The organism is Dactylosporangium vinaceum (assembly GCF_019904175.1).
GTDB lineage: Bacteria > Actinomycetota > Actinomycetes > Mycobacteriales > Micromonosporaceae > Dactylosporangium > Dactylosporangium vinaceum.
Genome location: NZ_CP061913.1, coordinates 1,017,007 through 1,041,836, shown reverse-complemented (window position 1 = coordinate 1,041,836; position 24,830 = coordinate 1,017,007). Strand labels below are relative to the sequence as shown.

The following is a 24,830-nucleotide window of genomic DNA, read 5'->3' as shown; positions in this document are numbered from 1 at the left end:
GCACGAACCCGGCGGCCGCCCACTCGTAGGCGGCCGGGGGCTGCAGCGTGTGCCGGACGGCGTAGTCGGCCGTCGACGGGGTGGAGCGGCGGTCGAGGAAGTCGGCCACGCGGTAGGCCAGGCCCGCCGCGAACGCCACAGCCACGCCCAGGCCGGCGCTGGCGACGAGCGGACCGGTCAGGCCCTGCAGGAACGTGCCGCGCGGGCGGCTGGCCAGCACGACGGCCCCGAGGATCAGCATGAGCAGGACCTGGACCGCGAACAGCACGGTGATGGCGCCGCCGAGCTGCGGCAGCCGGTCCCGGGCGACGTATTCGCCGCGCGGCAGCAGCGCGTAGCCGAGGACGAGCACGGTGAGGCCCACCGTGCTCCGGCTGAGCGCCCGGGTGAACGGCAGCGCCCACGGCGCGGGCCGGTCCCGGTCCATGACGGACGGCAGCGACACTGCCACGACGCACAGCACCAGCACGAGCGCGGTGAACCCGGCGAGCGCATAGCCGGGCCAGTGCCGGTCGTGCAGAGCCAGATTCGCCACGAGTACCGCATCAAGCGTCGCGAACGCGAACGCGATGTGCAGCGAGCGCAGCCGCCCGACGAGCGGCTTGCCGTTCCAGAAGCAGGGGTGGGCCAGCCCGTCGCCGTCGCCCTCGGTCTGGGCCGGGAACGCCTCGTAGCGCGTCCACGTCCGCCGCCCCAGGAACCACAGGACCGCGATCGCGGCGATCGGGCCGAGCGCGCCGAGCGCCATCCGCCGGCTGGTGGTGGCGAAGAACCCGGTCGCGAGCAGCGACAGGTAGCCGCGCCCTTCGAGGCAGCGGGGCAGGGCCGCACACTGCCAGCCGACGAGGTCGACGGCGACCTCCGTGAACGACAGCACGAACGACGCGGTCATGCTCAGCGCATAGATGCGCACCAGGGCCCGGATCACCGCCCGCGGCCCCGGCCGGGTGGCCGGGCGCAGCCACAGCGCCACGTTGGCGAACATGAACGGCAGCAACAGCAGCCACAGCGCGCGGGCCGCGGCGCCGGCCGTGAGGTTGCCCCAGCGGTACGCCTCGAGCGTCGCCCCGCCGGGCCCGGTGACGGCTCCGTATTCGGCCCGCGGGCGGAAGAAGCCCGCGTCGCCGTCTCCGGCGACGCGGCGCAGCAGCGGCCGGTCCAGCACGTCCTCGGCGGGAGAGCCGGTGACGCCGTGCACGCGAAGCTCGGTGACCACGATTCGGTTTACCAGACGTGGACGATCTTCGCTGTCTGAAAGTGTCTAGAACGCTCCGGCGCCCAGCGCGGCCAGCGCGGTGTGGACCATGATCCGCACGCCGTAGCCGATCGCCCGCTCGTCGATGTCGAACGCCGACTGGTGGATGTCGAACTTCGTGTCCGCACCCGGGACGCCGGTGCCGAGCCGGATCATCGAGCCGGGCGTGTTCTCCAGGTAGAAGGCGAAGTCCTCGCCGCCCATGCTGATCTCGGCCTCGGTCACGCTGTCCGGGCCCAGGGCGGCCGCGGCGGCCCCGGCGATGATCGCGGTGGCGATGCGGTCGTTGACCACCGGCGGGACGCCGCGGGTGTAGGTGACCTCGACGTCGGCCCCGGTCGGCGCGATGACGTCGTGGACGAGCTTCGTCACCAGCTCCGGCACCTCCTGCCACGCCTCGCGGCTGAGCACGCGGATCGTGCCGCGGGCCATGCCCTCGATCGGGATGGCGTTTGCCGCCTCGCCGGCCCGCACCGCGCCCCACACCATCGAGACCCCGGCCCGCGCGTCGAGCTTGCGGTCGAGCAGCGACGGCACGTCGACCAGGATCCGGCCGAGCGCGTGGACCAGGTCGGCGGTCAGGTGCGGGCGGGCGGTGTGCCCGCCGCGGCCGGTGAGCCGGACCTCGATCTTGTCGGCCGCCGCGGTGAACGGCCCGGAGCGCACGCCGACCAGGCCGACGGGCAGCTGGGGCGCGCAGTGCAGGGCGAAGATCGCCGCGACGTCCTCCATGGCGCCGGCCGCGATGACCTCGGGCGCGCCGCCCGGCATGGTCTCCTCGGCCGGCTGGAACAGCAGCCGCACCCGCCCGGGCAGCTCGCCGCGCTCGGCCAGCTGGGCCAGCGCGAGGCCGACACCGAGCAGGATCGTCGTGTGCACGTCGTGGCCACACGCGTGGCACACGTTGTCGACGGTCGAGCGGTAGGGCACGTCCTTGGTGTCGGGCAGCGGCAGCGCGTCGAGGTCGGCCCGCAGCGCGATCACGCGGTCGCCCCGGCCGATGTCGCACATCAGGCCGTTGCCCTTGGGCAGCATGCGGGGCGCGAGCCCGGCCCGGGTGAGCTCCCGGGCGATGAGCGCGGCCGTCTCGAACTCGTGGCCGGACAGCTCCGGGTGGGCGTGGATGTGACGACGGATCGCTACCAGCTCGGCCCCGCGGGACGCGAGCCAGCGGTCGAGCTGTCCGGGCAGCGGGTCAGCTCCCGGCGGTGTCTCGGGCCAGCCTTCGGACAGACGCTCGGCCCTCGACGAAGTCAACTTGCCGACCGGACGCGCCGGCGCGGCGGCGGTTTCGGTCAACGTCAGCGCTCTCGTCACGGTGAGTTCTCTATTTCGGTCTAATGGAGCGGCCCGCCCCATGCGTGCCATGGACAGACTAACCGGGTCAAGGTGACGGAGCGCAACATCATTCTCGTGATGTTGATATAGCTGAGCGTCACTTAACCCCTGATAAAGGCGCAAAACCGCAGGCGCCTCCCTCACTCCCTACAACGCGTGACCGGCGCCACGGTCACGTGGTGTCGCGATAACTTTTCACACCGGCGGTGCGAGCAGCGTCGCCGAAGTTCAACGCACAGTGATGGAAGACGTCGCAGGGTGGCATGAACCAGGAGCTGGGCGACGCACCATGCGTCCGACTACGGTCCGGCTACCGTCCGACTATCGGCCCGCGTGTCGAAGAATCCAGGAAATTCGAGTCGCCGATGTTCCCGAATGGTTTCCGTCACCTGCTAGACGCCTCATCCGTACGTTCAGGTTCCCTGGATGAACGAATTCAATCCTCGGTTCGTCCGGGCGGGTCCGCAGTGCGACATGATCAACACGGTCGGTTGTCCCCGGGTCACGGTACGGTGAAGGACCGGACCCCACCTTTCTTCGAACGCCAAGAGCACGCAAGATAGTGGGGCGAGAAGTCAACCTTCCCCCTCCCATGACGGTTAACTGCCTGTGACTCAGCTTCCGACGTGGCATGGCGAGCCCCTGCCACCCACCGGTGCTCTGGCCTCGGCCGGAGCCGGGCGCGAACCTGCGCGCGGCTCCGACTCCCCCTCCAACGGATCAGTTCGCGAACCTCGTGAACCCGGGTCGACCGCTCCCCCGGTCCCCGGGCAGCGCGCTGCCCCCGGCGTCGTGATCGGCGGGCGGTACGCGCTGCGGACCGCCATCGGCCACGGCGGCATGGGGACGGTCTGGCGCGCCAGCGACACGCTGCTGCGCCGTGACGTGGCGGTCAAGGAGGTGATCCTCCCGCCCGGCCTGGCCCCCAGCGACCGCGACTCGATGTATCAGCGGACCCTGCGCGAGGCCCGGGCCGCCGCCGCGCTGTCGCATCCGTCGGTCGTGCAGGTGTACGACGTCGTGACCGAGGCCGGCCGCCCGTGGATCGTCATGGAGCTGCTCCAGGCCCGCAGCCTGGCCGAGATGATCGTCGAGGACGGTCCGCTCGCCGCCCGGGCCGTCGCCAAGATCGGCATCGCGCTGCTCGGCGCGCTCGAGGTGGCCCACGCCGCCGGGGTGCTGCACCGCGACGTCAAGCCGGCAAACGTGCTCATCTGCGGCGACGGGCGGTGCGTGCTCACCGACTTCGGCGTGGCCCGGATGCCCACCGACAGCGAGCTCACCACGCCCGGCATGGTGCTGGGCTCCCCGCACTTCATCTCCCCGGAGCGGGCCATCGGGGCCAAGTTCGGCCCGCCCAGCGACCTGTTCTCGCTCGGCGTGACGCTGTACACGGCCGTCGAGGGGCGCCCGCCGTTCGACAAGCGCGACCCGTTCGAGACCATGCGGGCCGTCGTCGAGGAGCCGCCCGCGCAGTCCATGCGCGCCGGGCCGCTGGCCGGGGTGCTCTACGGGCTGCTGGAGAAGGACCCGGCCCGCCGGTGGAACGTCGAGACCGGCCGGGCCGTGCTGCGCGACCTGCTCGCGGGGCCGCTGGCCAGCAACGCGCCGGCGCACATGACCGACCCCTACGCGGTGGTCCGCCCGGCCCACCAGCCGCCGGTGGTCCACCCGCCGCAGCCGACCGGCCAGATCGGCGGCCGGGCCATGATCGCCCCCGGCGAGACCGTCAGCGGCGCGATGCGGCGCATGCAGACCGGCGCCCCCGCCCAGCCCGGCCCGCACGAGGTCGAGCTGGAGCGCACGGGCGCCGACACCTACAACGCCTACGGGCCCGAATACGCCCAGGACGACTGGGCGCAGGGCCCGACGACCGCCACCCCGCCGGGCGCCTACCGCAGCCACGGTGCCGCCGGCGGCAGCCTCGTCGACCGGGCCAAGGCGGCTCCGAGCTGGGTCAAGGCGGCGGTCGCGGCGGCCGTGGTGCTCGTGCTGTTCCTCGGCATCGGCGCCGCCGCCGGCCTGTTCTCGGGCGGCGACGAAGGCAAGGGCCAGACGCCCAGCGCGAAGGGCTCCAGCGCACCGGCGGCCCCGAAGTTCGAGGTCGAGTCGTTCACGCACCCGGGCGGCATCACTGTCAACGTGCCCAAGGGCTGGACGAAGAAGCAGCAGGGGGCGGCGGCCGCGCCCTACTTCGACCTCACCGACCCAGCCGACGCCAACCGCCGCATCCGGGTCAACATCGAGAAGGCGTCGGCGGCTCCCAAGGCGTTCCTGGAGTCGGCCGAAAACCGGCTGAAGACGACGGCAGCCAGCTGCGAGCCGCCGTATGCACGGGTCGACCTGCAGGAGGGCAAGCTCGACGGGCAGACCTCGGCCATCCTGGAGTACACCTGCGGCTCCGGCGAGCACCTGCGGCACGCGCTGTGGGACGCGGTAGTGGTCAACGGCAAGGCGTACCACTTCTTCGTGACGGTCCCCGACGCGAAGTTCGCCGAGAGCAAGGCGATCTTCGATGAGATGGTCCGCAGCTTCAAGCTCACGCCGCCAACCGGCGGATGATCCATGTTATGAAGGGCAGATGACCTCGCCCCTTCGCACTGCGGCCGAGGCCTGGCTCGCGGACGACCCCGACCCCGCCAGCCAGGCCGAGCTCCGGTCCGTGATCGAAGACGAAGCCGAGCTCGAGGACCGTTTTTCCGGACCCCTCCGCTTCGGTACCGCCGGGCTGCGCGGCCCCCTGCGCGCGGGGCCGAACGGGATGAATCTCGCGGTGGTCCGCGGGGCCGCGGCCGGCCTGGTCCACTGGCTCGCCGCCCAGAGCGCGGCGCCCGATGACCGGCCGCTGGTCATCGGCTACGACGCCCGCCACGGCTCGCACGCGTTCGCGGTGGAGACGGCCCGGGTCGCCACCGGCGCCGGGCGCCGGGCGCTGCTCATGCCCCACCCGCTGCCGACACCGGTGCTCGCCTTCGCCGTCCGCCGCCACGGCGCCGCGGCCGGGGTGATGGTCACCGCCAGCCACAACCCGCCGCAGGACAACGGCTACAAGGTGTACCTGGCCGACGGTGCCCAGCTCGTCCCCCCGGCCGACGCCGAGATCGAGGCCGCGATCCGCGCCGTCGGGCCGCTCGCCGACGTGCCGCTCGGCCCGCCCGGTGAGGTCCTCGACGAGCAGATCGCCGCCGACTACGTCACCGCCGCGCTCGGCGTGGTCGACCGGGACGGCCCCCGCGACCTGGCCGTGGCCTACACGCCGATGCACGGTGTCGGCCGCCGGGTCTTCGTGACGACGCTGCTCGCGGCCGGCTACCCGGCCCCGTTCGTCGTCGCCGAGCAGGCCGAGCCCGACCCCGACTTCCCGACAGTGGCCTTCCCCAACCCGGAGGAGCCCGGCGCCACCGACCTGCTGCTGGCCCTGGCCGCGCGGGAGGGCGCCGACATCGCGATCGCCAACGACCCCGACGCCGACCGGTGCGCCGTCGCCTACCGCACCGGCGGGGAGCCGGGCGCCGGGTGGCGGCAGCTGCGCGGCGACGAGGTCGGCGTGCTGCTGGCCGACCACCTCATGCGCCGCGGCGTGCAGGGCCGCTACGCCACCACGATCGTCTCCTCGACCCTGCTGTCGCGGCTGTGCGCCGACCGCGACCAGCCCTACGGCGAGACGCTCACCGGCTTCAAGTGGATCGTGCGGGCCGGCGACGACCTGGTGTACGGCTACGAGGAGGCCCTCGGGTACTGCGTCGCGCCGCAGACCGTCCGCGACAAGGACGGCATCACCGCCGCGCTGCTGGTCTGCGAGCTGGCCGCCGGGCTCAAGGCCGAGGGGCGCACGCTCGGCGACCGGCTCGACGAGCTCGCCCTGCGCTACGGGTTGCACGCCACCGACCAGCTCTCGGTCCGCGTCGCCGACCTGGGCGACATCGCGGCGATGATGGCCACGATCCGGGCCCGGCCGCCGGCCGAGCTGCTCGGCGTCGCGGTCGGCTCGGTCGAGGACCTGCAGCCGGACGCCGACGTGCTCATCCTGCGGGCCGGCACCACCCGGGTGGTGGTCCGGCCGTCGGGCACGGAGCCGAAGCTGAAGGCGTACCTCGAGGTCGTCGAGCCGGTCGCGGACGGCGCCGACATCCCGCAGGCCCGGGAGCGGGCCGCCGCCTCCCTCGCCGCCCTGCGCACGGAGACGGCGGCCGCGCTCGGCCGGTAGCCCTACAGCGTCACGTTGAACAGCTGGGACTCCGCCAGCTTCTTGAACTCGCCGAGGGCCGGCTGCGAGGAGTCGGGCCGGGTGTCGCCCTTCGGCGCGTTCGGGGAGTCGAAGTACACGAGCGCACGGATCGCCGGGAAGCGGCCGATCTGCTGGGCGACAGTCGAATAGATCCACGCCTTCCGGGCCGGGTCGGCGGCGTGCTCGTACACGCCCCATTCGGCGACCATCAGCGGTTTGCTGCCGTGCTCCTTCGTCGCCCACGAATAGAAGCCGGGCCACTTCGCCGGGTTCGACGTGTGGTTCACCAGGTAGGCGAAGTCGCCGAAGCCGTATCCGCCGGGCTTGGCGAACAGGTACGGGTCCATGCCGATCCAGTCGACGACGTCGTCGCCCGGATACAGGTCCTCGAACCAGCTCTGCTCGCACCAGGGCTGATACGCCATGTACACCAGCACGAAGACGACGTTGCGCACCCCGTCGGCGCGCAGCCGCTGCACGGTGTGGCGGTACATCGCCGCGTAGTCGCGGGCGGTCATGCCGCCGCCGGAGCGCACGTCGTTCTCGGGCTCGTGGTGCAGCGCCAGGAACATCGTGCCCGGGAACGCCTTGAACCGGGCCGCGGCCCTGTCGATGCGCGCGTCAGCACCGCCGGCCGCGACATCGGCCCAGGTGGTGCCCCAGGCGACCTTCCAGTTGGCGAAGAGGATGCGTTTGCGCTGCTGCTGTACCGCGGCGATCTCGTCCCGGGTCGGGAAGACCTCGTCGCCGCGGTGATAGGAGTGCAGGATGTCGGCCGGCCGGCCGGTCGTGCGCTCGAAGTTGGCAAGCGCCTGCCCGGAGGAAAGGTCGGTGAACGCGCCCGGAGCCACGCCCCACAGCAGCCCGCAGGTCGGCACCAGCTTCGGATCGACGGCGCAGCGCTTCGGCCTCGCCTCGGTCTTCGCCACCGCCGTCGGCTCGGTTCTGCGCTGCAGCCCCTGGCGGGCGTCGGCCTCGCTGAGCCCGGCGACAGGCTCACGCAGCGTCGCGGACGCGATAGCGCCCGACCCGGCCAGGGCCAGGACCAGCGCTGCCACAAGCGTCATCTTTCGGCGTCTCATCGCTGGCCAACGTAAGGCCGACCCCGTTCACCCTTTCAAGGTCACAGGGCCGGTTGTCCCTCGTTGTGACGACCGTGCTTAAGACAAGTTTTAAGAAGCACGGCCGGTGACGGGTGGGTCAGCGGCGGCGGTTCAGGAGTCGCCGAAGCGGGGCATGCCGCCGAACTGCCGGTCGCCGGCGTCGCCGAGGCCCGGGATGATGAACATGTGCTCGTTGAGCCGCTCGTCGATCGCGGCCGTGACCAGGCGCATCGGGAGCCCGGAGCCGGCCAGCCGCTCGATGCCGGCCGGGGCGGCGAGCACGCACAGCACGGTGATGTCGGTCGCGCCGCGGTCGACGAGCAGCCGCACGCAGTGCTCCAGCGAGCCGCCGGTGGCCAGCATCGGGTCGAGGACGAGCACCGGGATGCCGGACAGGTCGCGCGGCAGCGACTCCATGTAGGCCCGCGGCTCGAACGTCACCTCGTCGCGGGCGAGCCCCACGAACCCCATCGACGACTCCGGCAGCAGGGCCAGCGCGGCGTCGGACATGCCCAGGCCGGCCCGCAGGACCGGCACCAGCAGCGGCGGGTGGGCCAGCCGGGTGCCCTCAGCCGTGGCGACAGGCGTCTTGACCGGGAACTGCTCGACGGCGAACGACCGGGCCGCCTCGTACACGAGCATCGTCGTGAGCTCGTGCAACGCGGCGCGAAACGCCCCGTTGTCGGTGCGTTCGTCACGCATCGCGGTCAGCCGCGACTTGGCCAGGGGGTGATCCACCACGAGAACGTCCACGAGGGGACAGCCTAGTATTTGGGACATGACCCTCACCGCCGAGGTCGCACGCTCACAAGGCGCGCTGCGGACCTTCCTGCACGGCCTGCCGGGCGTCGACCAGGTCGGCGCCGAGCAGCGCGCCGCGATGCTGGGCACCCGGTCGATCAAGACGACGGCCAAGGCGCAGGCGCTGGACCTCGCGATCCGCATGGTCGACCTGACCACCCTGGAGGGCTCCGACACCCCGGGCAAGGTGCGTGCGCTCTGCGCCAAGGCGGTGCGGCCCGACCCGGGCGACCCGAGCTGCCCGAGCGCCGCCGCCATCTGCGTGTATCCGGCGATGATCGCCGTGGCCGCGGAGGCCCTGCGGGGGTCGAAGGTCCACCTGGCCAGCGTGGCCACCGCGTTCCCGTCGGGCCAGGCCCCGCTCGCGGTCAAGCTGGCCGACACCCGGGCCGCGGTCGCCGACGGCGCCGACGAGATCGACATGGTGATCTCCCGGGGCGCGTTCCTGGCCGGCCGCTACGCCGAGGTGCACGACGAGATCGCGGCGGTGAAGGAGGCGTGCGGCCCGGCCCACCTCAAGGTCATCCTGGAGACCGGCGAACTGGCCACCCTCGACAACGTGCGCCGCGCCTCCTGGCTGGCGATGCTGGCCGGGGCCGACTTCATCAAGACCTCCACGGGCAAGGTGCAGCCGGCCGCCACGCTCCCCGTCACGCTGGTGATGCTGGAGGCGGTGCGCGACTTCCGGGCCGAGACCGGGCGGATCATCGGCGTGAAGCCGGCCGGCGGCATTCGGACGGCCAAGGACGCGATCAAGTACCTCGTGCTCGTCAACGAGACCGCCGGAGCCGACTGGCTCGACCCCGACCGGTTCCGCTTCGGCGCGTCGACGCTGCTCAACGACCTGCTCATGCAGCGGACCAAGATGGCCACCGGCCGCTACAGCGGTCCCGACTACTTCACCCTGGACTGAGTGAGCGGACATGGACTTCTCCTACGCCCCCGCGCCCGAGTCGCGCTCGATCGTCGACATCCAGTCGTCCTACGGCCTGTTCATCAACGGTGAGTTCACCGACGGCAAGGGTGAGCCGTTCAAGTCGATCAACCCCGCCAGCGAGGAGACCCTGGCCGAGATCGCCTGCGCCGACGCGGCCGACGTCGACGCCGCGGTGAGCGCCGCCCGGGCCGCCTACGACCGCGTCTGGGGGCCGATGCCGGGGCGGGAGCGGGCGAAGTACCTGTTCCGGATCGCCCGGATCATCCAGGAGCGGGGCCGCGAGCTGGCCGTGCTGGAGTCGCTCGACAACGGCAAGCCGATCCGCGAGTCGCGCGACGTGGACATCCCGCTCGTGGCCGCGCACTTCTTCTACTACGCGGGCTGGGCCGACAAGCTCCCCTACGCCGGCTTCGGGCCCGACCCGCGGCCGCTGGGCGTGGCCGGCCAGGTCATCCCGTGGAACTTTCCGCTGCTCATGCTCGCGTGGAAGATCGCACCGGCGCTGGCCGCGGGCAACACGGTGGTGCTCAAACCGGCCGAGACCACGCCGCTGAGCGCGCTGCTCTTCGCCGAGATCTGCCGCCAGGCCGAGCTGCCGCCGGGGGTCGTCAACATCATCACCGGGGCGGGCGAGACCGGTCGCCTGCTCGTCGAGCATCCCGGGGTCGACAAGGTCGCGTTCACCGGCTCGACGGAGGTCGGGCGGGCGATTGCGCGGGCGGTGGCGGGTACCCCCAAGAAACTGACGCTGGAGCTCGGCGGCAAGGCCGCCAACATCGTTTTCGACGACGCCGCCGTCGACCAGGCGGTCGAGGGCGTCGTGAACGGGATCTTCTTCAACCAGGGCCACGTGTGCTGCGCGGGCTCGCGGCTGCTGCTGCAGGAGTCGATCGCCGAGGACTTCCTGGCCGCACTCAAGCGCCGGATGGCGCAGCTGCGCGTCGGCGACCCGCTGGACAAGAACACCGACGTCGGCGCGGTCAACTCGGCCGCCCAGCTGGCCCGCATCCGGGAGCTGTCGGAGATCGGCGAGCAGGAGGGGGCCGCGCGCTGGTCGGCCCCGTGCGAGCTGCCCGATCGCGGGTTCTGGTTCGCCCCGACGATCTTCACCGGGGTCACCCAGGCCCACCGGATCGCCCGCGAGGAGATCTTCGGGCCGGTGCTGTCGGTGCTGACGTTCCGCACGCCGGACGAGGCGGTCGAGAAGGCCAACAACACGCCCTACGGGCTGTCGGCCGGGGTGTGGAGCGAGAAGGGCTCCCGCATCCTGCAGATCGCCGACCGGCTGCGGGCCGGCGTGGTGTGGGCCAACACGTTCAACAAGTTCGACCCGACCTCGCCGTTCGGCGGCTACAAGGAGTCGGGCTACGGCCGCGAGGGCGGCCGGCACGGGCTGGAGGCCTACCTTGAGCACTGAAGGCCGGCTGGCCGTCCGCAAGACGTACAAGCTGTACATCGGGGGCGCGTTCCCCCGCAGCGAGTCGGGGAGGTCCTACCAGGTGCAGTCGGCCTCCGGCGACTTCCTCGCCAACGCCGCGCTCGGCTCCCGCAAAGATGTCCGCGACGCCGTGAAGGCGGCCCGGGCGGCGGCCGGCAAGTGGTCCGGGGCGACCGCGTACAACCGCGGGCAGATCCTCTACCGGGTCGCCGAGATGCTGGAGGGCCGCCGCTCCCAGTTCGCCGCGGAGGTCGCCGACGCCGAAGGCGTCCCGGTGGGTGATGCGGGCGGCCTGGTGGACGCGGCCATCGACCGCTGGGTCTGGTACGCGGGATGGTCCGACAAGATCGCCCAGGTCCACGGCGGAGCCAACCCGGTCGCCGGGCCCTACTTCAACCTCTCCGCACCCGAGCCCACCGGCGTCGTCGGCATCGTCGCGCCCACCGCTTCGTCGCTGCTCGGGCTGGTGAGCGTCGTCGCCCCGGCGATCGTGACCGGCAACACCGTCGTCGTGCTCGCCTCATCGGAGCGCCCATTGCCCGCGGTGACGCTGAGCGAGGTGCTGGCCACCTCCGACCTGCCGGGCGGCGTGGTGAACATCCTCACCGGCTCGGTCGCCGAGATGGCCCCCTGGCTCGCGGCCCACATGGACGTCAACGCCATCGACCTGACCGGTGTGACCGAGCCCACACTCGCCACGGAGTTGGAAGTGGCCGCGGCGGAGAACCTGAAGCGGGTGATCAGACCGAGCGATCCCGACTGGGGCGCCGACCCCGGAGTTTCCCGGATGCTCTCGCTCCTGGAGATCAAGACGGTCTGGCACCCCAAGGGGGTCTGACCGCCGCCGACGGTGCACACTAGGGTGTTTTGTGCGCGAGGCCACACGCCTTGATGTGCGCCGCCCGCCGAGCCCGACTACGGAGGTCACAGTGGCCCGCCAGTCTCCCTCTTCCCGGTCCGCGTCGTCGCGCGCCGCTGCCAACCGCGCCGCCGCGTCCCGCAAGACCGAGCCGGTCGCGGAGGAAGTGGACGCCGTCGAGCCCGTCGTCGACGAGGTCGACACCGTCGAGGATGTCGACGCCGTCGAGGATGTCGACGCCGTCGAGGATGTCGACGATGCCGATGACGACGCCGTCGAGGACGACGAGGACATTGAGGACGACGCCGATCTTGATGAGGAGACCGGCGGCAAGGAGCGTTCCGCCCAGGCCGACGCCATGTGGAACGACGTGCAGATGGAGCCCGTCGAGATCGCGCTGCCCAAGGGGGTCGGCTACACGCTGCGGGCGTACCGGCTCTCCAACGAGCTGACGCCGACCGAGATCGAGGAGGAGGAGGACGACTTCGCGATCCTCCACCGCCGGTCCGACGACGATGACGACGAGCGGGTCGTGATCCTCGAGAACGCGGAGCTGTTCGAGGACGAGCCCGAGCCGGTCGTGGAAGCTTCATCCAAGCGGGGATCGAAGAAGTCGTCCGCCGCTTCCGACAAATCGGACTCCTCCGCGGACGATGACGATCTCGACGAGGACGATGTCGTCTCGGTCAAGAAGTCCGACACCTCGGACGTCGACGACGACGCCGACGTGATCTCGGACGAGGACGACGAGCTCGACGACGAGGCCGACGAGGATGCGGAAGACGACGAGGAAGAGGAAGAGGAGGAGGAGCCCGAGGAGGTTCCGGCGTTCCTCTCCCACCGCGGCAAGCTGCTGCTCTTCCGCTCGGTCGAGGGCCTCGTCGACTTCGTGAAGTCCGACGGCGCCGAGCACGACCTCACCCAGGTCAGCACCTGGGAGAGCCTCAAGAAGCGGATCACCGTCGCCTCGGTCGTGCCCACCGACGACAACCGTTACGAGCTCGACCTCGTCGTGGAGAACCTCCGCGGCGGCCAGGACGCCTGGGACACCGATCTACTCCTCGCCGCGGGCGAGGCGGCACGTGACCTTGCTTACGCTCTGCGCCTCGAGGCGGTCCGCACGGCCCTCGCTCCGGGCTCCCCGCTCGACGACCTCGACGAGGGCCTGCGAGCTGCGGCATCGGGCGGTGTGGGCGGGTTCTTCGCCAAGCGCCGGCTGAAGAAAATCGGGGCACAACAGGCAGCCCTCGGCTGGCGGACCATCATCGGCAAAATTTCTGCCGCCGTGGACTGGCGTGATTGATTTGTGACCGACAGGATCTAAGCGGTGGGCATTTCGGCAGGGCGTGCCCTCTGGCCGGATGGGTAAGACGGTGGACGACGATCAGCCAGCGGGGTATTCAGCCGAAACGGCTGATCGCGTCACCGGCCGTCAACCTGTTCACTAGAGGACGTTCAGTTTGACCTGCACCAACATGACGGTGGGGCGCCGGGACAGTCTCCGCCGACGTGATGAAAGCTCAACTGATGTCCCGAGAGGAGGACGACGCGGTGGCGCTCGTTCGGGTGTACTGCGGTCTGGCGTCGGCTGACCCCGCCGAGCCGCAGTCGGGTTCCGACATCTGGTTGACCGTCGCGGTCGTCGACGACGCCGGCCGACTCATCGACATCTGCGAGGTGAGCGACGACGCCGGCGGCTACGCCGAGCTCAGCGCTCTGCTGGCGCAGCGCTCCGGCGGCACGTCCGCCGTAGCCGTCGCGGCCGAGAGCGACGACCACGTCGTCACCCAGCTGCTCACCGCGGCCGGCCGCAACCTCGCGTTCACCGACGACGACTCCGCCGACGACTACGCCGAGCGCTTCGCCGACGACGAGTCACCCGAGGAGATCCAGTCCAACGCGGCCGAGCGCCGCGCCGTCGGGCTGGCCCGGGCACTGCAGGCCGGTGTGCTCTCCGCCGTCGGCCAGAGCCCGCCGCGTGACATGCTGCCGCTCAAGCCGGTCCTCGCCGCCCACGCGGCGGTCGTCTCCGGACGGCAGAGCGCCGCGGCCACCCTGCGCGAGGTGCTCCGCGAGCTGTACCCGGCCGCGCTGCGGGCATACCCGGACCCGGCCGAGTCGATCCCCCTCGCCATCCTCGACGCGCTGCCCGAGCCCGGCATCCTCGGCGGCGGCGCCTCCGGCCGCAAGGGCGACCAGGCGGTCGTCACCGAGCTGGCCAAGGCCGGCGTCGCCGACGCCACCACGCTTGGCGAGGCGATCACCGCCCTGCGGGTCGCCATCGCCGAGACCCCGCGCCGCACCGGCGTCAACCGGGCCATGACCGTCGCGGTCGCCGAGACCATCCGGCAGTCCGTCGCGGCCGTCCGGGCCGGCGACGCCGCCGCCGCCGCGCTGGTCGCGGTGCTGGCCGACAAGATGAGCCCGGCCCGCCGCTCGCTGCCCAACCGCCAGCGCCCGGCACTGACCCCGGCCACGCCGCTCGCCGCGGCCGGCCACGCGGCCCCGCTCAACCAGGCCCCCGCTGCCCCGCTCGCGCCGGCCACGCCGCTGCGCCCGGCCGCCGCCGCGGACGCCATGCCGTCGCGCTCCCGCGCCGCCGCCATCGCCTCGAACGCCCGCCCGGCCGCTGCGGCGGCCGAGCCCATGCCGAGCCGCACCCGCGCCGCGAGCCGGGCCGCCGCCGAGGCCGCCCGCGCCGCCGAGGTGGCCGCGGCCGAGGCCGCTCGGACCGCCGAGGTGGCCCGCGCCGGTGGCCGTCGCCGTGCCCAGAACGCACCGACCCAGGCCCTGCCGCCAGTCGTGTCGGCGCCCCCGGCGGTCGTCGGCTCCACACCGGCCGTCGTCTCCGGCCCGCCGGCCGTGATCTCGACTCCGCCCGTCGTCTCCACCCCGCCCGGCTACGTGCCGTCGGCCCCGCCCGCCTACGGGTCGGTTCCGTCAGCGCCGCCGGCGTACGGGTCGGTGCCCTCGGCCCCGCCGTACGGGTCGGTGTCGTCGGCGCCGCCCGCCTACGGGGTGCCCTCGGCGCCGCCGGTGACGTCGACGCCGCCCGGCTACACGCCGACGTCGCACAGCGCGGCGCCGCCGTATCAGCCGGCCGCGTACCAGGCGCCGACGCCGATGTACGCGCCGGCGCCGCCGGTCCCGCCGACGTACCAGGGCCAGTCGCCGACTCCGGCCTCGATGCAGTCGATTCCGGTACCGCTGCAGGCCGCTCCTCCGCAGCCGACGCCCGTCGCGCCGCTGCCGGTGGCCCCCGCCCCGGTCGCGCCGCCGCCGGTCGCGCCGACCCCGGTGATCCCGCCGCAGCCGACCTCGTCCACGGCCGAGCCGCAGTTCACGTCGCTGATGCCGGCGCCGCCGCCGGGTATCGCCCCGCTGATCGGCACCCCCGAGCCGCACGAGATGCCGCGCTTCGACACCTACGGCTTCGACCCGCTCAACGGCATGTCCGCGGCGCCGCCGATCACGCCGTCCGCGCCGGCGGCGGGCGGCGGCCGGCTGAGCGACCTCAGCGCCCTGGGCCAGCCCCCGACGCTCGACAAGGCGAGCGCGAGCGCCCGCCCGAACTGGTCGCTCGACTCGGACAACTCGCCCACGACCGAGACCTCGGCCGCGGCGTACAAGTTCGGCGCCGACCCGCTCGCCTCCCCCTCGGAGCTGAGCAGCCTGCCGAAGCTGAGCGACATCCCGCAGCCGCCGGACTTCTCGGCGCTCGACGCGACCCTCGAGTCGACGTCCGGCTCGCTGCGCGCCAACCCGCTCGGCACCACGCCTTCGTCGGCGTTGAGCGCCTTCGGCTCCGCGTCGTCGTCGGGCGAGTTCCCGCCCCTCAACGGCGAGCGCCGGTCCCGGGCCGAGTCCGCCGCGTCCACCGCGGCGTCCGCATCGGCCGGGCTCTCCCGCGCCGAGCGGCGGGCCGAGCGCGACCGGGCCGACGAGGCCGCGGCCGCCCAGACCCGCACCGGCTCCCGGCACGCCGACCGGATGCAGGACGAGGAGCCGGCCCGCAGCGAGCGCGCCCGCACCGAGATCCCCCGCTCCGACCGGGCCCGCACGGAGATTCCGCGCAGCGACCGGGCCCGGACCGAGATCCCCCGCTCCGACCGCGGCCGCACCGAGATCCCGCGCAGCGAGCGGGCCCGCTCGGCCGAGCGCCCCGTCGAACTGCCCCGCCAGCGCGAGGGCCGCGTGCCCCCGCCGTGGCAGACCGGTGAGCTCCCGCTGGAGTCGGCCGGTCTCCGCCTGGTCGAGCCGGCCCCGGTCGCCGACCCGGCGCTGAAGGCCGGCTACCCGGACGAGCTCTCCGGCGAATACAGCGGCGAGTTCCGCTACGAACCCCCGGCCCTGCGCCTCGTCGACTCCGAACGCCCGGCCGAGCGGGCCACCGCCCGCAGCACCGGCACCGGCCGCAGCCGCCGCGCCCAGGCCGCCGACCGCGACGCCGCCAAGCCCTCCTCCCCGGACGAGGGCGACGGCGACCTGCTGATCTTCGCGGCCGCCCGCTCCGCCTGGTTCACCGACTGGGACGCCGACACGCCCGCCGAGGGTGCGGGCGAGGCCGCCCGTCCGGCAGTGAGCTGGGAAAACTCGAACGACTCGGCCTGGCAGGCGGCCCAGCGCGCGGCCGCCCCGCAGATCGGCGACGAGACGAGTACCGGCCTGCCCCGCCGCGTCCCGCAGCAGAACCTGGTGCCCGGCGCTCCCGTCGACGAGAACCCGGAACGCCCGCTGCGCATCGTCCGCGACGCCGCGCAGATCGCCGCCCACACCACCGGCTACTTCCGCGGCTGGCGCCGGGGCCAGGAGGTCGGCGGCTTCTCGGTCGGCGGTCGCCCGGGCCGCGAGTCCGCGGGCGGCTGGGACTTCAGCCGCGAGGCGAGCCGCGACTACCAGGAGCGCGAGTTCGAGTACCGCTCCGCCCGCCGCTAGCACCTGCGCAGCGTCCGAGGGCCGCTCCCGTTCGTCAGGGGGCGGCCTTCCGCGTTCCCCGCCACCCTCGGCCTTCAGCGCGAGCGCGGGCCCGGCGGCCGGGGCAGTTGCGGTGCGGCCCCGCCGATGACCCGGCGCTCTGGTACAGCTGGGACGACAAGGCCCGCGCACACACCATCGTCACCACTGCCCTGGACTCGACGCGTGCGCTTCCCGCAACCTGGTCGCACGGCCGCGACGCCCATCCCGTCCGGCCCCGCCGCGCGCAGATCGCCGCCGTCGTCCGGGGCTGGGTCGGGCCGATCGTCCTGTCGCCCGGCCACGCCGGCGAAATCGGGCTCGGCGGCCGCTGACCCCTCCACGACGTCACCGGCCAAGCCACCGCGACCGGCCTCACGTCACGTGCGGAAGGCGGCGGGCAGCGACGCGCAACGATACCCGCGCAGCCGCCTGTGCGGCGCGCTGGCGGCGCTGGAGACGTCGTGGCAGCAAGGGTGTACCGGTCGGTGGCCGGCCGGCACAGAAGGGCGCTCAGCGGAAACGACGCGTTCCGCATGCGGAACGCCACGGAGGGTTAGCGGCAGCAACGCAAACGCGCACCGGGCGACCCTCTCGGGTGCTCGGTGCGCGGGTGCGGCTGAGTGGGTGGTGCTGTGCAGTTGTGGCGGCGGTCAGGCCGGGGCGGTGGCGCGGGTGCGGCGCATCGACAGGACGTACTCCACCAGGGAGATGAGTACGTTCTTCGTCGACTCCCGCGAGCGCGCATCGCACGACACCACGGGGACGTCGCTGGAAACCGCGAGCGCCTCCCGCACGTCGTCGGCGTTGTGGTACTGCACGCCGTCGAAGCAGTTGATGGCCACCAGGTACGGCAGCCGCCGGTGCTCGAAGAAGTCGATCGCGGCGAAGCAGTCGGCCAGACGCCGGGTGTCCACCATCACGACCGCGCCGATCGCACCCCGGACCAGCTCGTCCCACATGAACCAGAACCGGGTCTGGCCGGGGGTGCCGAACAGGTACAGGATCAGGTCCCGGTCGATCGAGATACGACCGAAGTCCATTGCGACAGTGGTCGTCGTCTTGCCGGGCACATTGCGGGTGTCATCCACACCGACACCGGCGGAGGTCATGATGGCCTCGGTGGTCAGCGGCGTGATCTCCGAGACCGAGCCGACCAATGTGGTCTTGCCCACGCCGAAACCGCCGGCGATGACGATCTTCGCTGACGTGACCCGCCCTGGGCGGTGTGCCACGTCAGAGCCTCCGAAGTCCACTCAGCACCCTCTCAAGCAGTTCTGTGCCCACCGACTCGTTTTCGTCGAGCGAGGTCGGCTCGTACACCGCGACAAGTCCGTCAGCAGCCATGTCCGCCACAATGACGCGGGCGACACCCAGCGGAAGCTGCATGCGCGCCGCGATCTCGGCGAGGGACTGCAGTCGGCCGTCGCAGAGCGTAGAAATGTATTGCTGCTCCTGGCCGTGATTACCACCCGGCCGGGTATTGGCCGCCCGGCCACGCACGGTGGTCTCTATTAGAGCCTCGATCGCAATCTCCAGCTTGGGCCGGGTGCGACCTCGGGTGACGGCGTACGGCCTTACCAGCGCGCCCGTTGGCTCATCGCGTTCGGCCATGTTCGCCGTTCACCTCCTCACTCGTCGGGCCTCGTGTGCAGCCATTGAGTATGTTCGTGCAGCTAAAAGGTAGTGCTCTGTCACCTGGTCCAGCTTCAGCCGAGCATCGAGGCCGTTGGCCGGGGTGGCGGCGTGAGAGCGTCACCGACCCGGTCGACCAGCAATGCCATCTCGTAGCCGACCTGACCGACGTCGCAGGCGCGGGCCGCGAGGACCGCGAACGACGAACCGTCGGAGATCGACATCAGGAACAGAAAGCCGTTGTCCATTTCGACCACAGTCTGCAGCACGGCCCCGCCCTCGAAGCAGCGGGATGCGCCCTGCGTCAGGCTCACCAGACCCGACGCGATCGCGGCGAGCTGGTCACCACGGTCGCGCGGCAGGTCACGAGAAGCAGCCAGCAGCAGACCGTCCGCCGAGACGGCGACCGCGTGGGCGACCCCCGGCACTCGGTCCGCGAAGTTGGCAAGCAGCCAACCGAGATCCTGCGTAGATGTCATGCCTCTTGCTCCTTGCCAGCCTGCGAGTTTTGAGGCCCGGCCGAAGTCGGCTCCGGGGTTTTCGAGTCGTCGGACCGGGTGCGGCCGCGCTGAACGCCTCGGTGGTACGCCGACAACAGGCCGCGCACGGACTCCGGCGTCCGCTTGTGTGCAGCGGCCGGGTTAGGCTCAACCCCGCCTGGAACCAGCTGCGCCTGCGGCACGCGCTTTGGCAAACCTATGTCGGTCGTCGCAAATTCCTGCACCTCGGCGATTGCCGCTGCCGCTTGCCATCCTTCGTCTGCCGCAGTTCGCCAGTTTACTGCCGAACCGCTCGACGCCCGGTCCCCCGAACCTCGCGAAGGTTCACCCGGAGTGCGGGTTTCAAATCGCTGCGGCGGGACGTATGGGGACGGCGCCTCACTGTAGGTCACCTCGACCGGCCGCTGGCCGGACGCCGGCGCCTGGGTGGGAGCCGCCGTGGGAGCGGCCGCCGCAGGTGCCGGGGGCGTGAGGTCTTCCAGGGGCTGGCGCTTGGTGGTGAACCAGGCGGACTCCAGCTCCCGGAAGATCGGCAGCTCCATCGTCTCGTCGACGAAGCGCTGCCGGGTCTCGGGGGCGTCGCTCTCGCTCGGTGCCGGGTCCCAGTCGAGACGGACCCGCGGGATCTCCGCCGTCATGTCGGCGGGCGCGTAGGGCTCCGGCTGCGCCGCGGGCCGCTGGGTGGGCGCGGACTCGACCGGGGGCCACTGGGCCGGAGCCGGCCCGCCGGGCGGGTTGGCCAGGGCGTTGGGGCCGGCGGCGGACGGTGCGGCCTCGTCGTAGGCACCGCCGAAGGGGCGCTGCCGCGGAATCTGGCCGCTCGCCTCGTCGGCCTCGGGCCCGCCGGTGCCGTCCTCGGCCGGCCACGCCTCGTTGGCGCGGCGCTGGGGCAGCGGGTTGAGCCCGCCCGGCTCGCCGCCGCGGCCGCGCGACGCGTTGTCGTCGCCGCCGAGGTCGCCGGCGCCGGTGAGGTCGGACCAGGCCGGGAGGCTGCGGCCACCGTTGCGCTCGGGAGCGCGGTCATTGCCGAAGCCGTTGCGGCTGAAGCCGCCGGTGTCGCGCTCGGGGTCCCGGCCGCTGCCCGGGCCGAACCCGCCGGTGTCCCGGGCCGGGTCGCGCCGGAAGCCGCCGGTGTCACCGCGCCGGAAGCCGCCGCTGTCCTGGTCCCAGCCGCCGCCACCCGCGGGCGGGAGGGTCGGGCGGGACGGGGGCGCGGGCGGGGCCGGCCGCGGCGGGGCGCCGTTGGCGAAGCCGTTGACGGTGGGGCGCTCACCGGTGTTGGCGTTGCCGCCGAGGCCTGGACCGTGACCGCCCAGACCGGGACCGCCCGGACCCGGCCGCTCGCGGTCGCCGCTGAAGAGGCCGCTGCTGGTCAGGGTGCCGAAGCGGGGGCCGCCCGAGCCGGGGCCGCCGTTGCCGGGGCCGCCGAAGCCGCCGCCCGGGCCGCCGAAGCCACCGGCGCCGGCGCCCGCGAAGCCGCCGGTCGGCGGGCCTTCCAGGGCCAGCGGCGAGGCGAGCGGGGAGCGGGGAGCCGGGGTCGACGGGATCGGGCGGGCGTGCACCACGTCGTCGGGGCCGACGGCGGGCATGCCGGCGGTCGGCATCCCGGCGGCGGACCGCCCGGACAACGCCCGCGGCACGAGCACGCCGGCCGGCAGTGTCATGTCGGCGATGGTCCCGCGCTCGCGGGCCGCGCGCAGCTCGACCTTGACGCCGTGGCGCGCCGCCAGGCGGGCGACCACGACGAGGCCCATCATCCGGGAGACGGCCACGTCGACCATCGGCGGGTTGGCGAGCCGGTCGTTGAGCTCGGCCAGCTGCTCGGGCGAGATGCCGATGCCGTGGTCCTCGACCAGCAGCGCGGCGCGGTCGCCCACGCGGCGGGCCTCGACGATGACGGCCGAGTCGGGCGGCGAGAACGCGGTGGCGTTGTCGAGCAGCTCGGCGACCAGGTGGACCATGTCGTTGACCGCGTGCGCCGCGATCTCGATGTCCCGGTCGATCATGCCGAACTCGATGCGCGTGTAGTGCTCGACCTCGGACTGGGCGGCGCGCAGCACGTCCATGAACGGGGCCGGTTCGCGCTGGATACGCGTCGAGTCCGCGCCTGCGAGGACCAGGAGGTTCTCGTCGTTACGGCGCATCCGGGTGGCCAGGTGGTCGAGCTGGAAGAGCTCGGCCAGGCGGTCCGGGTCCTCCTCGCCGCGCTCCAGCCGGTCGAGGTGGCCGATGAGCCGGTCGACCAGGATCTGGGAGCGACGGGCGAGGTTGACGAACATGGTGGCGACGCTGGCCCGCAGGGCGGCCTGCTCGGCCGCGGTGCGGACGGCTTCGAGGTGGACGGCGTTGAACGCCTCGGCCACCTGACCGAACTCGTCGCGGCTGCGGATGGGCAGCGGCTCGGCGATCTGCAGGGCCAGCTGGTGCGGTGACATCTGCGTGGCCAGGGCCGGGTCGCGCAGCCGCTGCACCGCCTGGGGCAGGCCGAACTGGGCGACAGTGAGCGCGCCGTGGCGCAGTTCGCGCAGCGAGCGGGCCATCGACCGGGCCACGATCCAGGCGAAGAGGATCGCCAGCAGCAGCATGCCGAGCAGCGCACCGGCGGTGACGAGCACCCGGCGCTGCAGGTCGTTGCGGGCCACGGTGGCGCTGTCAACGTTGTGGTCGTCGAACTCGATCTCGATGCCGCGCAGCAGGTTCGCCTTGTTGATCATGGCGTTGTCCCACGCGGTGGCCGTGAAGATGTCGCCCGGCAGCTGCTCCGTGGTCAGCGGGCCGAGCACGCCCTCGAAGGTGGCGGCCTCACGCAGGTCGGAGCCGGAGCGCTTCTTGTCGAACAGGTCGCGGTGCCACGGCTGGGAGTTGGTGCGGAACTGCTCCTCCGCCTGCTCCTGGCCGGTCAGCGCGGACTGGAACTCCTTGCGCAGCTGCGGCGTGAACGCCTTGGTCGTCAGCGCCCGGAGGCCGACCACCCGTTCGAGGGCGACCTGCTCCTTCATCTGCGAGATGGCGGCCGAGGCGCGCATGTCCGAGCCGAGCGACGGGTTGTTGGACAGCTCCGCCGAGCTCTCGCGGATGCCGAGCAGATCGTCGATGAGCGAGCGGTACCGCGCCACGACCGTGCTGGCCAGGATGTCCTTGCCGCCGTCGCTGATCTGCTTGCGCATCCCCGGCAGGTCCTGCAGCTGCGTGTCGATCGCGGCGAGCTGCTGGCGGAAGTCCTCCGGCGGGTCGGCCAGGCCGGACCGGGTGAGCCGGTAGTCCTTGCCGGCGTCGTCGGTCTTCTGGGTCTGGCGCTCGAAGACACTGCGGGCCTCGACGGCGCCGTCGGTGTTGAGCGTGCCCAGGACCATTGCCGCGTTGGCCCGCTCGTTCTGCAGCTCGTGCACGAGGGCGGCGGCCTGCTGGGAGAGCCCGGAGAGGGTGCGAGCCCGGTCCGCGTCGTTGGCGTCGCCGATATTGCCGACGAGACCGTTGGTGCCGACGACGATCGTCGCGATGATCGGGACGATCATGATCAGACCGAGTTTGGACCAAATTGGCAGGTCTCGGAGCCGGCCGATCGGAAAACGCAGACGCGACGAGACTGGCTCCCGCGTCGATGGCCGTTTGCTCACTTCACCGCCCTCCGAACCGGCGCCTTGGAAAACAGCAGGCACCCGCGACCGGCCGACCCTACTGGGCCAGACCTCCGAGATTCCACCATGTCCAGTGCCAAGAAGAAAGCCCAGGTCTGTCGGTGCAACGTATGTACAGGACTGAAATAAATGTCCGATTAGCGGATGTACACCACATTTACCCGGGTGAACCGAGCGATTTGCCCGATACGCCCGGATGATCAGTCCTGACAAATCCGGACATCATGCCAGCTTTGCGTAGGCAGGCTTGATCACGTCGTTGATCAGGGCCAGCCGCTCATCGAACGGAATGAACGCACTCTTCATCGCATTGACCGTGAACCACTGCAATTCCGCCCATCCATACCCGAACGCCTCGACCAGCAGGGCCATCTCGCGGGACATGCTGGTGCCGCTCATCAGCCGGTTGTCGGTGTTGACAGTGACCCGGAAGCGCAGGTCACGCAGCAGTCCGATCGGGTGCTCCCGGATCGACGGGGCCGCGCCGGTCTGCACGTTCGACGACGGGCACAGCTCCAGCGGGATGCGCTTGTCGCGCACATACGCGGCGAGGCGGCCGAGCGAATTGCGACCCTCAGCATCGGCCGCGATGTCGTCGACGATGCGGACACCGTGTCCGAGCCGGTCCGCGCCGCACCACTGCAGCGCCTGCCAGATCGACGGCAGACCGAAAGCCTCACCCGCGTGAATGGTGAAATGTGAGTTCTCGCGCTGGAGGTACTCGAACGCGTCCAGGTGCCGGGTGGGAGGAAAACCGGCCTCGGCGCCGGCGATGTCGAAGCCCACGACGCCGGAGTCCCGGTAGCGGATCGACAGCTCGGCGATCTCCATCGACCGGGCCGCGTGGCGCATCGCGGTCAGCAGGGTGCCGACCCGGATCGGGCGGCCCTGCGCGGCGGCCTCGGCCGAGCCGGCCCGGAACCCGTCGAGCACTGCCTCGACGACCTGGGGCAGGGTCAGCCCGGCCTCCAGGTGCTGCTCGGGCGCGAAGCGGACCTCGGCGTACACGACCCCGTCGGCGGCCAGGTCCAGCGCGCACTCGCGGGCGACCCGGTGCAGCGCGTCAGCGGTCTGCATCACCGCGACGGTGTGGGCGAACGTCTCCAGGTAACGCTCCAGCGAACCCGAGTCCGCCGCGGCGACGAACCACTCCCCGAGCCCCTCGGGCGTGGCGGCCGGCAGCTCGTGGCCGATCTCGGCCGCGAGGTCCAGGATCGTGGCCGGCCGCAGCCCGCCGTCCAGGTGGTCGTGGAGCAGAGCCTTGGGCGCACGACGGATCTCGTCGAAACTCGGAGCAACCATGCCCTGACACTAGTGGTGTGCTAACCGCCGTCATCACACATCTGCGGTGTCCCGTGTGCCGCGAGCCGTTCGTCCAGGCCGACCGCGCGCTGCAGTGCGCGCGAGGTCACTCGTTCGACATCGCCCGGCAGGGCTACGCCGACCTGACCGCCGGCCGCCCCGTCCACACCGGCGACACGGCGGAGATGGTCGCGGCCCGCGAGGCCCTGCTGACGGCCGGCCACTTCGCCGCGCTGAGCACGGCCGTGGCCGAGGTGGTCGCGGCCGAGCAGCCGGGCCTGGTGCTCGAGGTGGGTGCCGGCACCGCCCACTACCTGGCCGCGGCGCTCGGAGACGGCCAGGACGGCCTGGCCGTGGACACCTCCAAGGCCGCCCTCAAGCGCGCGGCCCGGGCCCACGAGCGCATCGGGGGCGTCCGCGCCGACATCTGGCAGGGCCTCCCCCTCGCCGATCACACTGCCGCGGTCGTCCTGGACGTCTTCGCACCCCGCTCGGGGGCCGAGTTCGCCCGCGTCCTCGCCCCCGGGGGCGCCCTGGTCGTGGCCACGCCGGCCGCCGACCACCTGGCCGAGCTGGTCGCCGCCCTGGGCCTGATCTCCGTCGACCCGGCCAAGGACGAGCGCCTGCACAAGAGCCTGGACCGGTGGTTCGTGCGCACGCACCGGCGCCGGATCCACGACACGCTGCGCCTCACCCGGGCCGACGCCGAGGCGCTTGTCGGGATGGGGCCGAGCGCGTGGCACACCGACCGGGACGCGATCGCCACAGCGCTCGACGGATGGCGCGGGCCCATCACCGCCACGCTCGACGTCGACCTCACGGTCTGGCGGCCTTATATATAGA

Annotated in this window: 17 protein-coding genes; 9 read left to right on the top strand and 8 right to left on the bottom strand. The window is 72.3% G+C overall.

The window, feature by feature from the left end; all coding sequences use genetic code 11:
* Positions 1 to 1,261 precede the first annotated feature (1,261 nt).
* Positions 1,262 to 2,512, bottom strand: coding sequence for an amidohydrolase (locus Dvina_RS04790; protein WP_246656029.1), 1,251 nt, complete (start codon positions 2,510 to 2,512; stop codon positions 1,262 to 1,264).
* 921 nt (positions 2,513 to 3,433) lie between these two features.
* Between Dvina_RS04790 and Dvina_RS04785 the strand changes: the two genes are divergently transcribed.
* Together Dvina_RS04785 and Dvina_RS04780 are read left to right on the top strand one after the other, a co-directional pair.
* Positions 3,434 to 5,155, top strand: a complete 1,722-nt coding sequence (locus Dvina_RS04785; protein ID WP_246656492.1) for a serine/threonine-protein kinase — start codon at positions 3,434 to 3,436, stop codon at positions 5,153 to 5,155.
* Positions 5,156 to 5,174: 19 nt separating this feature from the next.
* Complete coding sequence (locus Dvina_RS04780; RefSeq protein ID WP_223101143.1) at positions 5,175 to 6,800, top strand: phospho-sugar mutase; 1,626 nt, start codon at positions 5,175 to 5,177, stop codon at positions 6,798 to 6,800.
* 2 nt (positions 6,801 to 6,802) lie between these two features.
* Here the strand turns inward: Dvina_RS04780 and Dvina_RS04775 are convergent, their stop codons facing one another.
* Complete coding sequence (locus Dvina_RS04775) at positions 6,803 to 7,903, bottom strand: glycosyl hydrolase (protein ID WP_223101142.1); 1,101 nt, start codon at positions 7,901 to 7,903, stop codon at positions 6,803 to 6,805.
* Between the two features lie 132 nt (positions 7,904 to 8,035).
* Positions 8,036 to 8,677, bottom strand: a complete 642-nt coding sequence (gene upp, locus Dvina_RS04770) for a uracil phosphoribosyltransferase (RefSeq protein ID WP_223101141.1) — start codon at positions 8,675 to 8,677, stop codon at positions 8,036 to 8,038.
* A 25-nt stretch (positions 8,678 to 8,702) separates the two neighbouring features.
* Here upp and deoC point away from each other — a divergent pair, with 25 nt between their 5' ends.
* From deoC to Dvina_RS04740, 6 genes are all read left to right on the top strand, one after another.
* The gene (deoC, locus tag Dvina_RS04765) at positions 8,703 to 9,638 is read left to right on the top strand and encodes a deoxyribose-phosphate aldolase (RefSeq protein WP_223101140.1); all 936 of its coding nucleotides are present in this window, start codon (positions 8,703 to 8,705) and stop codon (positions 9,636 to 9,638) included.
* Between the two features lie 10 nt (positions 9,639 to 9,648).
* Positions 9,649 to 11,079 carry an aldehyde dehydrogenase family protein gene (locus Dvina_RS04760; RefSeq protein WP_223101139.1) on the top strand — a complete coding sequence of 477 codons (1,431 nt, stop codon included), beginning with the start codon at positions 9,649 to 9,651 and terminating at the stop codon, positions 11,077 to 11,079.
* Complete coding sequence (locus Dvina_RS04755; RefSeq protein WP_223101138.1) at positions 11,069 to 11,938, top strand: aldehyde dehydrogenase family protein; 870 nt, start codon at positions 11,069 to 11,071, stop codon at positions 11,936 to 11,938. The genes Dvina_RS04760 and Dvina_RS04755 overlap by 11 nt, the downstream gene beginning before the upstream one ends.
* Before the next feature lie 31 nt (positions 11,939 to 11,969).
* Positions 11,970 to 13,262 (top strand): DNA primase, encoded by a 1,293-nt coding sequence (locus Dvina_RS04750; RefSeq protein ID WP_246656028.1) that lies wholly within the window; start codon positions 11,970 to 11,972, stop codon positions 13,260 to 13,262.
* 224 nt (positions 13,263 to 13,486) lie between these two features.
* Positions 13,487 to 16,894 (top strand): hypothetical protein, encoded by a 3,408-nt coding sequence (locus Dvina_RS04745; protein ID WP_223101137.1) that lies wholly within the window; start codon positions 13,487 to 13,489, stop codon positions 16,892 to 16,894.
* 107 nt (positions 16,895 to 17,001) lie between these two features.
* On the top strand, positions 17,002 to 17,247 hold the full coding sequence (locus Dvina_RS04740; protein WP_223101136.1) for a hypothetical protein: 246 nt from the start codon (positions 17,002 to 17,004) through the stop codon (positions 17,245 to 17,247).
* Between the two features lie 318 nt (positions 17,248 to 17,565).
* Here the strand turns inward: Dvina_RS04740 and Dvina_RS04735 are convergent, their stop codons facing one another.
* The 5 genes from Dvina_RS04735 to Dvina_RS04715 form a co-directional block, all read right to left on the bottom strand.
* Entirely contained in the window at positions 17,566 to 18,168 is a 603-nt protein-coding gene (locus tag Dvina_RS04735) for a GTP-binding protein (RefSeq protein ID WP_223101135.1), read from the bottom strand.
* Positions 18,149 to 18,526: a DUF742 domain-containing protein gene (locus Dvina_RS04730; protein WP_223101134.1), complete on the bottom strand. Its 378-nt coding sequence runs from the start codon at positions 18,524 to 18,526 to the stop codon at positions 18,149 to 18,151. The genes Dvina_RS04735 and Dvina_RS04730 overlap by 20 nt, the downstream gene beginning before the upstream one ends.
* Positions 18,527 to 18,621: 95 nt before the next feature.
* On the bottom strand, positions 18,622 to 19,026 hold the full coding sequence (locus Dvina_RS04725; protein ID WP_033358336.1) for a roadblock/LC7 domain-containing protein: 405 nt from the start codon (positions 19,024 to 19,026) through the stop codon (positions 18,622 to 18,624).
* Positions 19,023 to 22,562 carry a sensor histidine kinase gene (locus tag Dvina_RS04720; protein ID WP_246656027.1) on the bottom strand — a complete coding sequence of 1,180 codons (3,540 nt, stop codon included), beginning with the start codon at positions 22,560 to 22,562 and terminating at the stop codon, positions 19,023 to 19,025. Before Dvina_RS04720 ends, Dvina_RS04725 begins: the two co-directional genes overlap by 4 nt.
* A gap of 345 nt (positions 22,563 to 22,907) precedes the next feature.
* Positions 22,908 to 23,987 carry an adenosine deaminase gene (locus Dvina_RS04715; protein WP_223101133.1) on the bottom strand — a complete coding sequence of 360 codons (1,080 nt, stop codon included), beginning with the start codon at positions 23,985 to 23,987 and terminating at the stop codon, positions 22,908 to 22,910.
* A gap of 53 nt (positions 23,988 to 24,040) precedes the next feature.
* Here Dvina_RS04715 and Dvina_RS04710 point away from each other — a divergent pair, with 53 nt between their 5' ends.
* Positions 24,041 to 24,829 (top strand): putative RNA methyltransferase, encoded by a 789-nt coding sequence (locus Dvina_RS04710; protein WP_246656026.1) that lies wholly within the window; start codon positions 24,041 to 24,043, stop codon positions 24,827 to 24,829.
* Position 24,830: the final 1 nt, after the last annotated feature.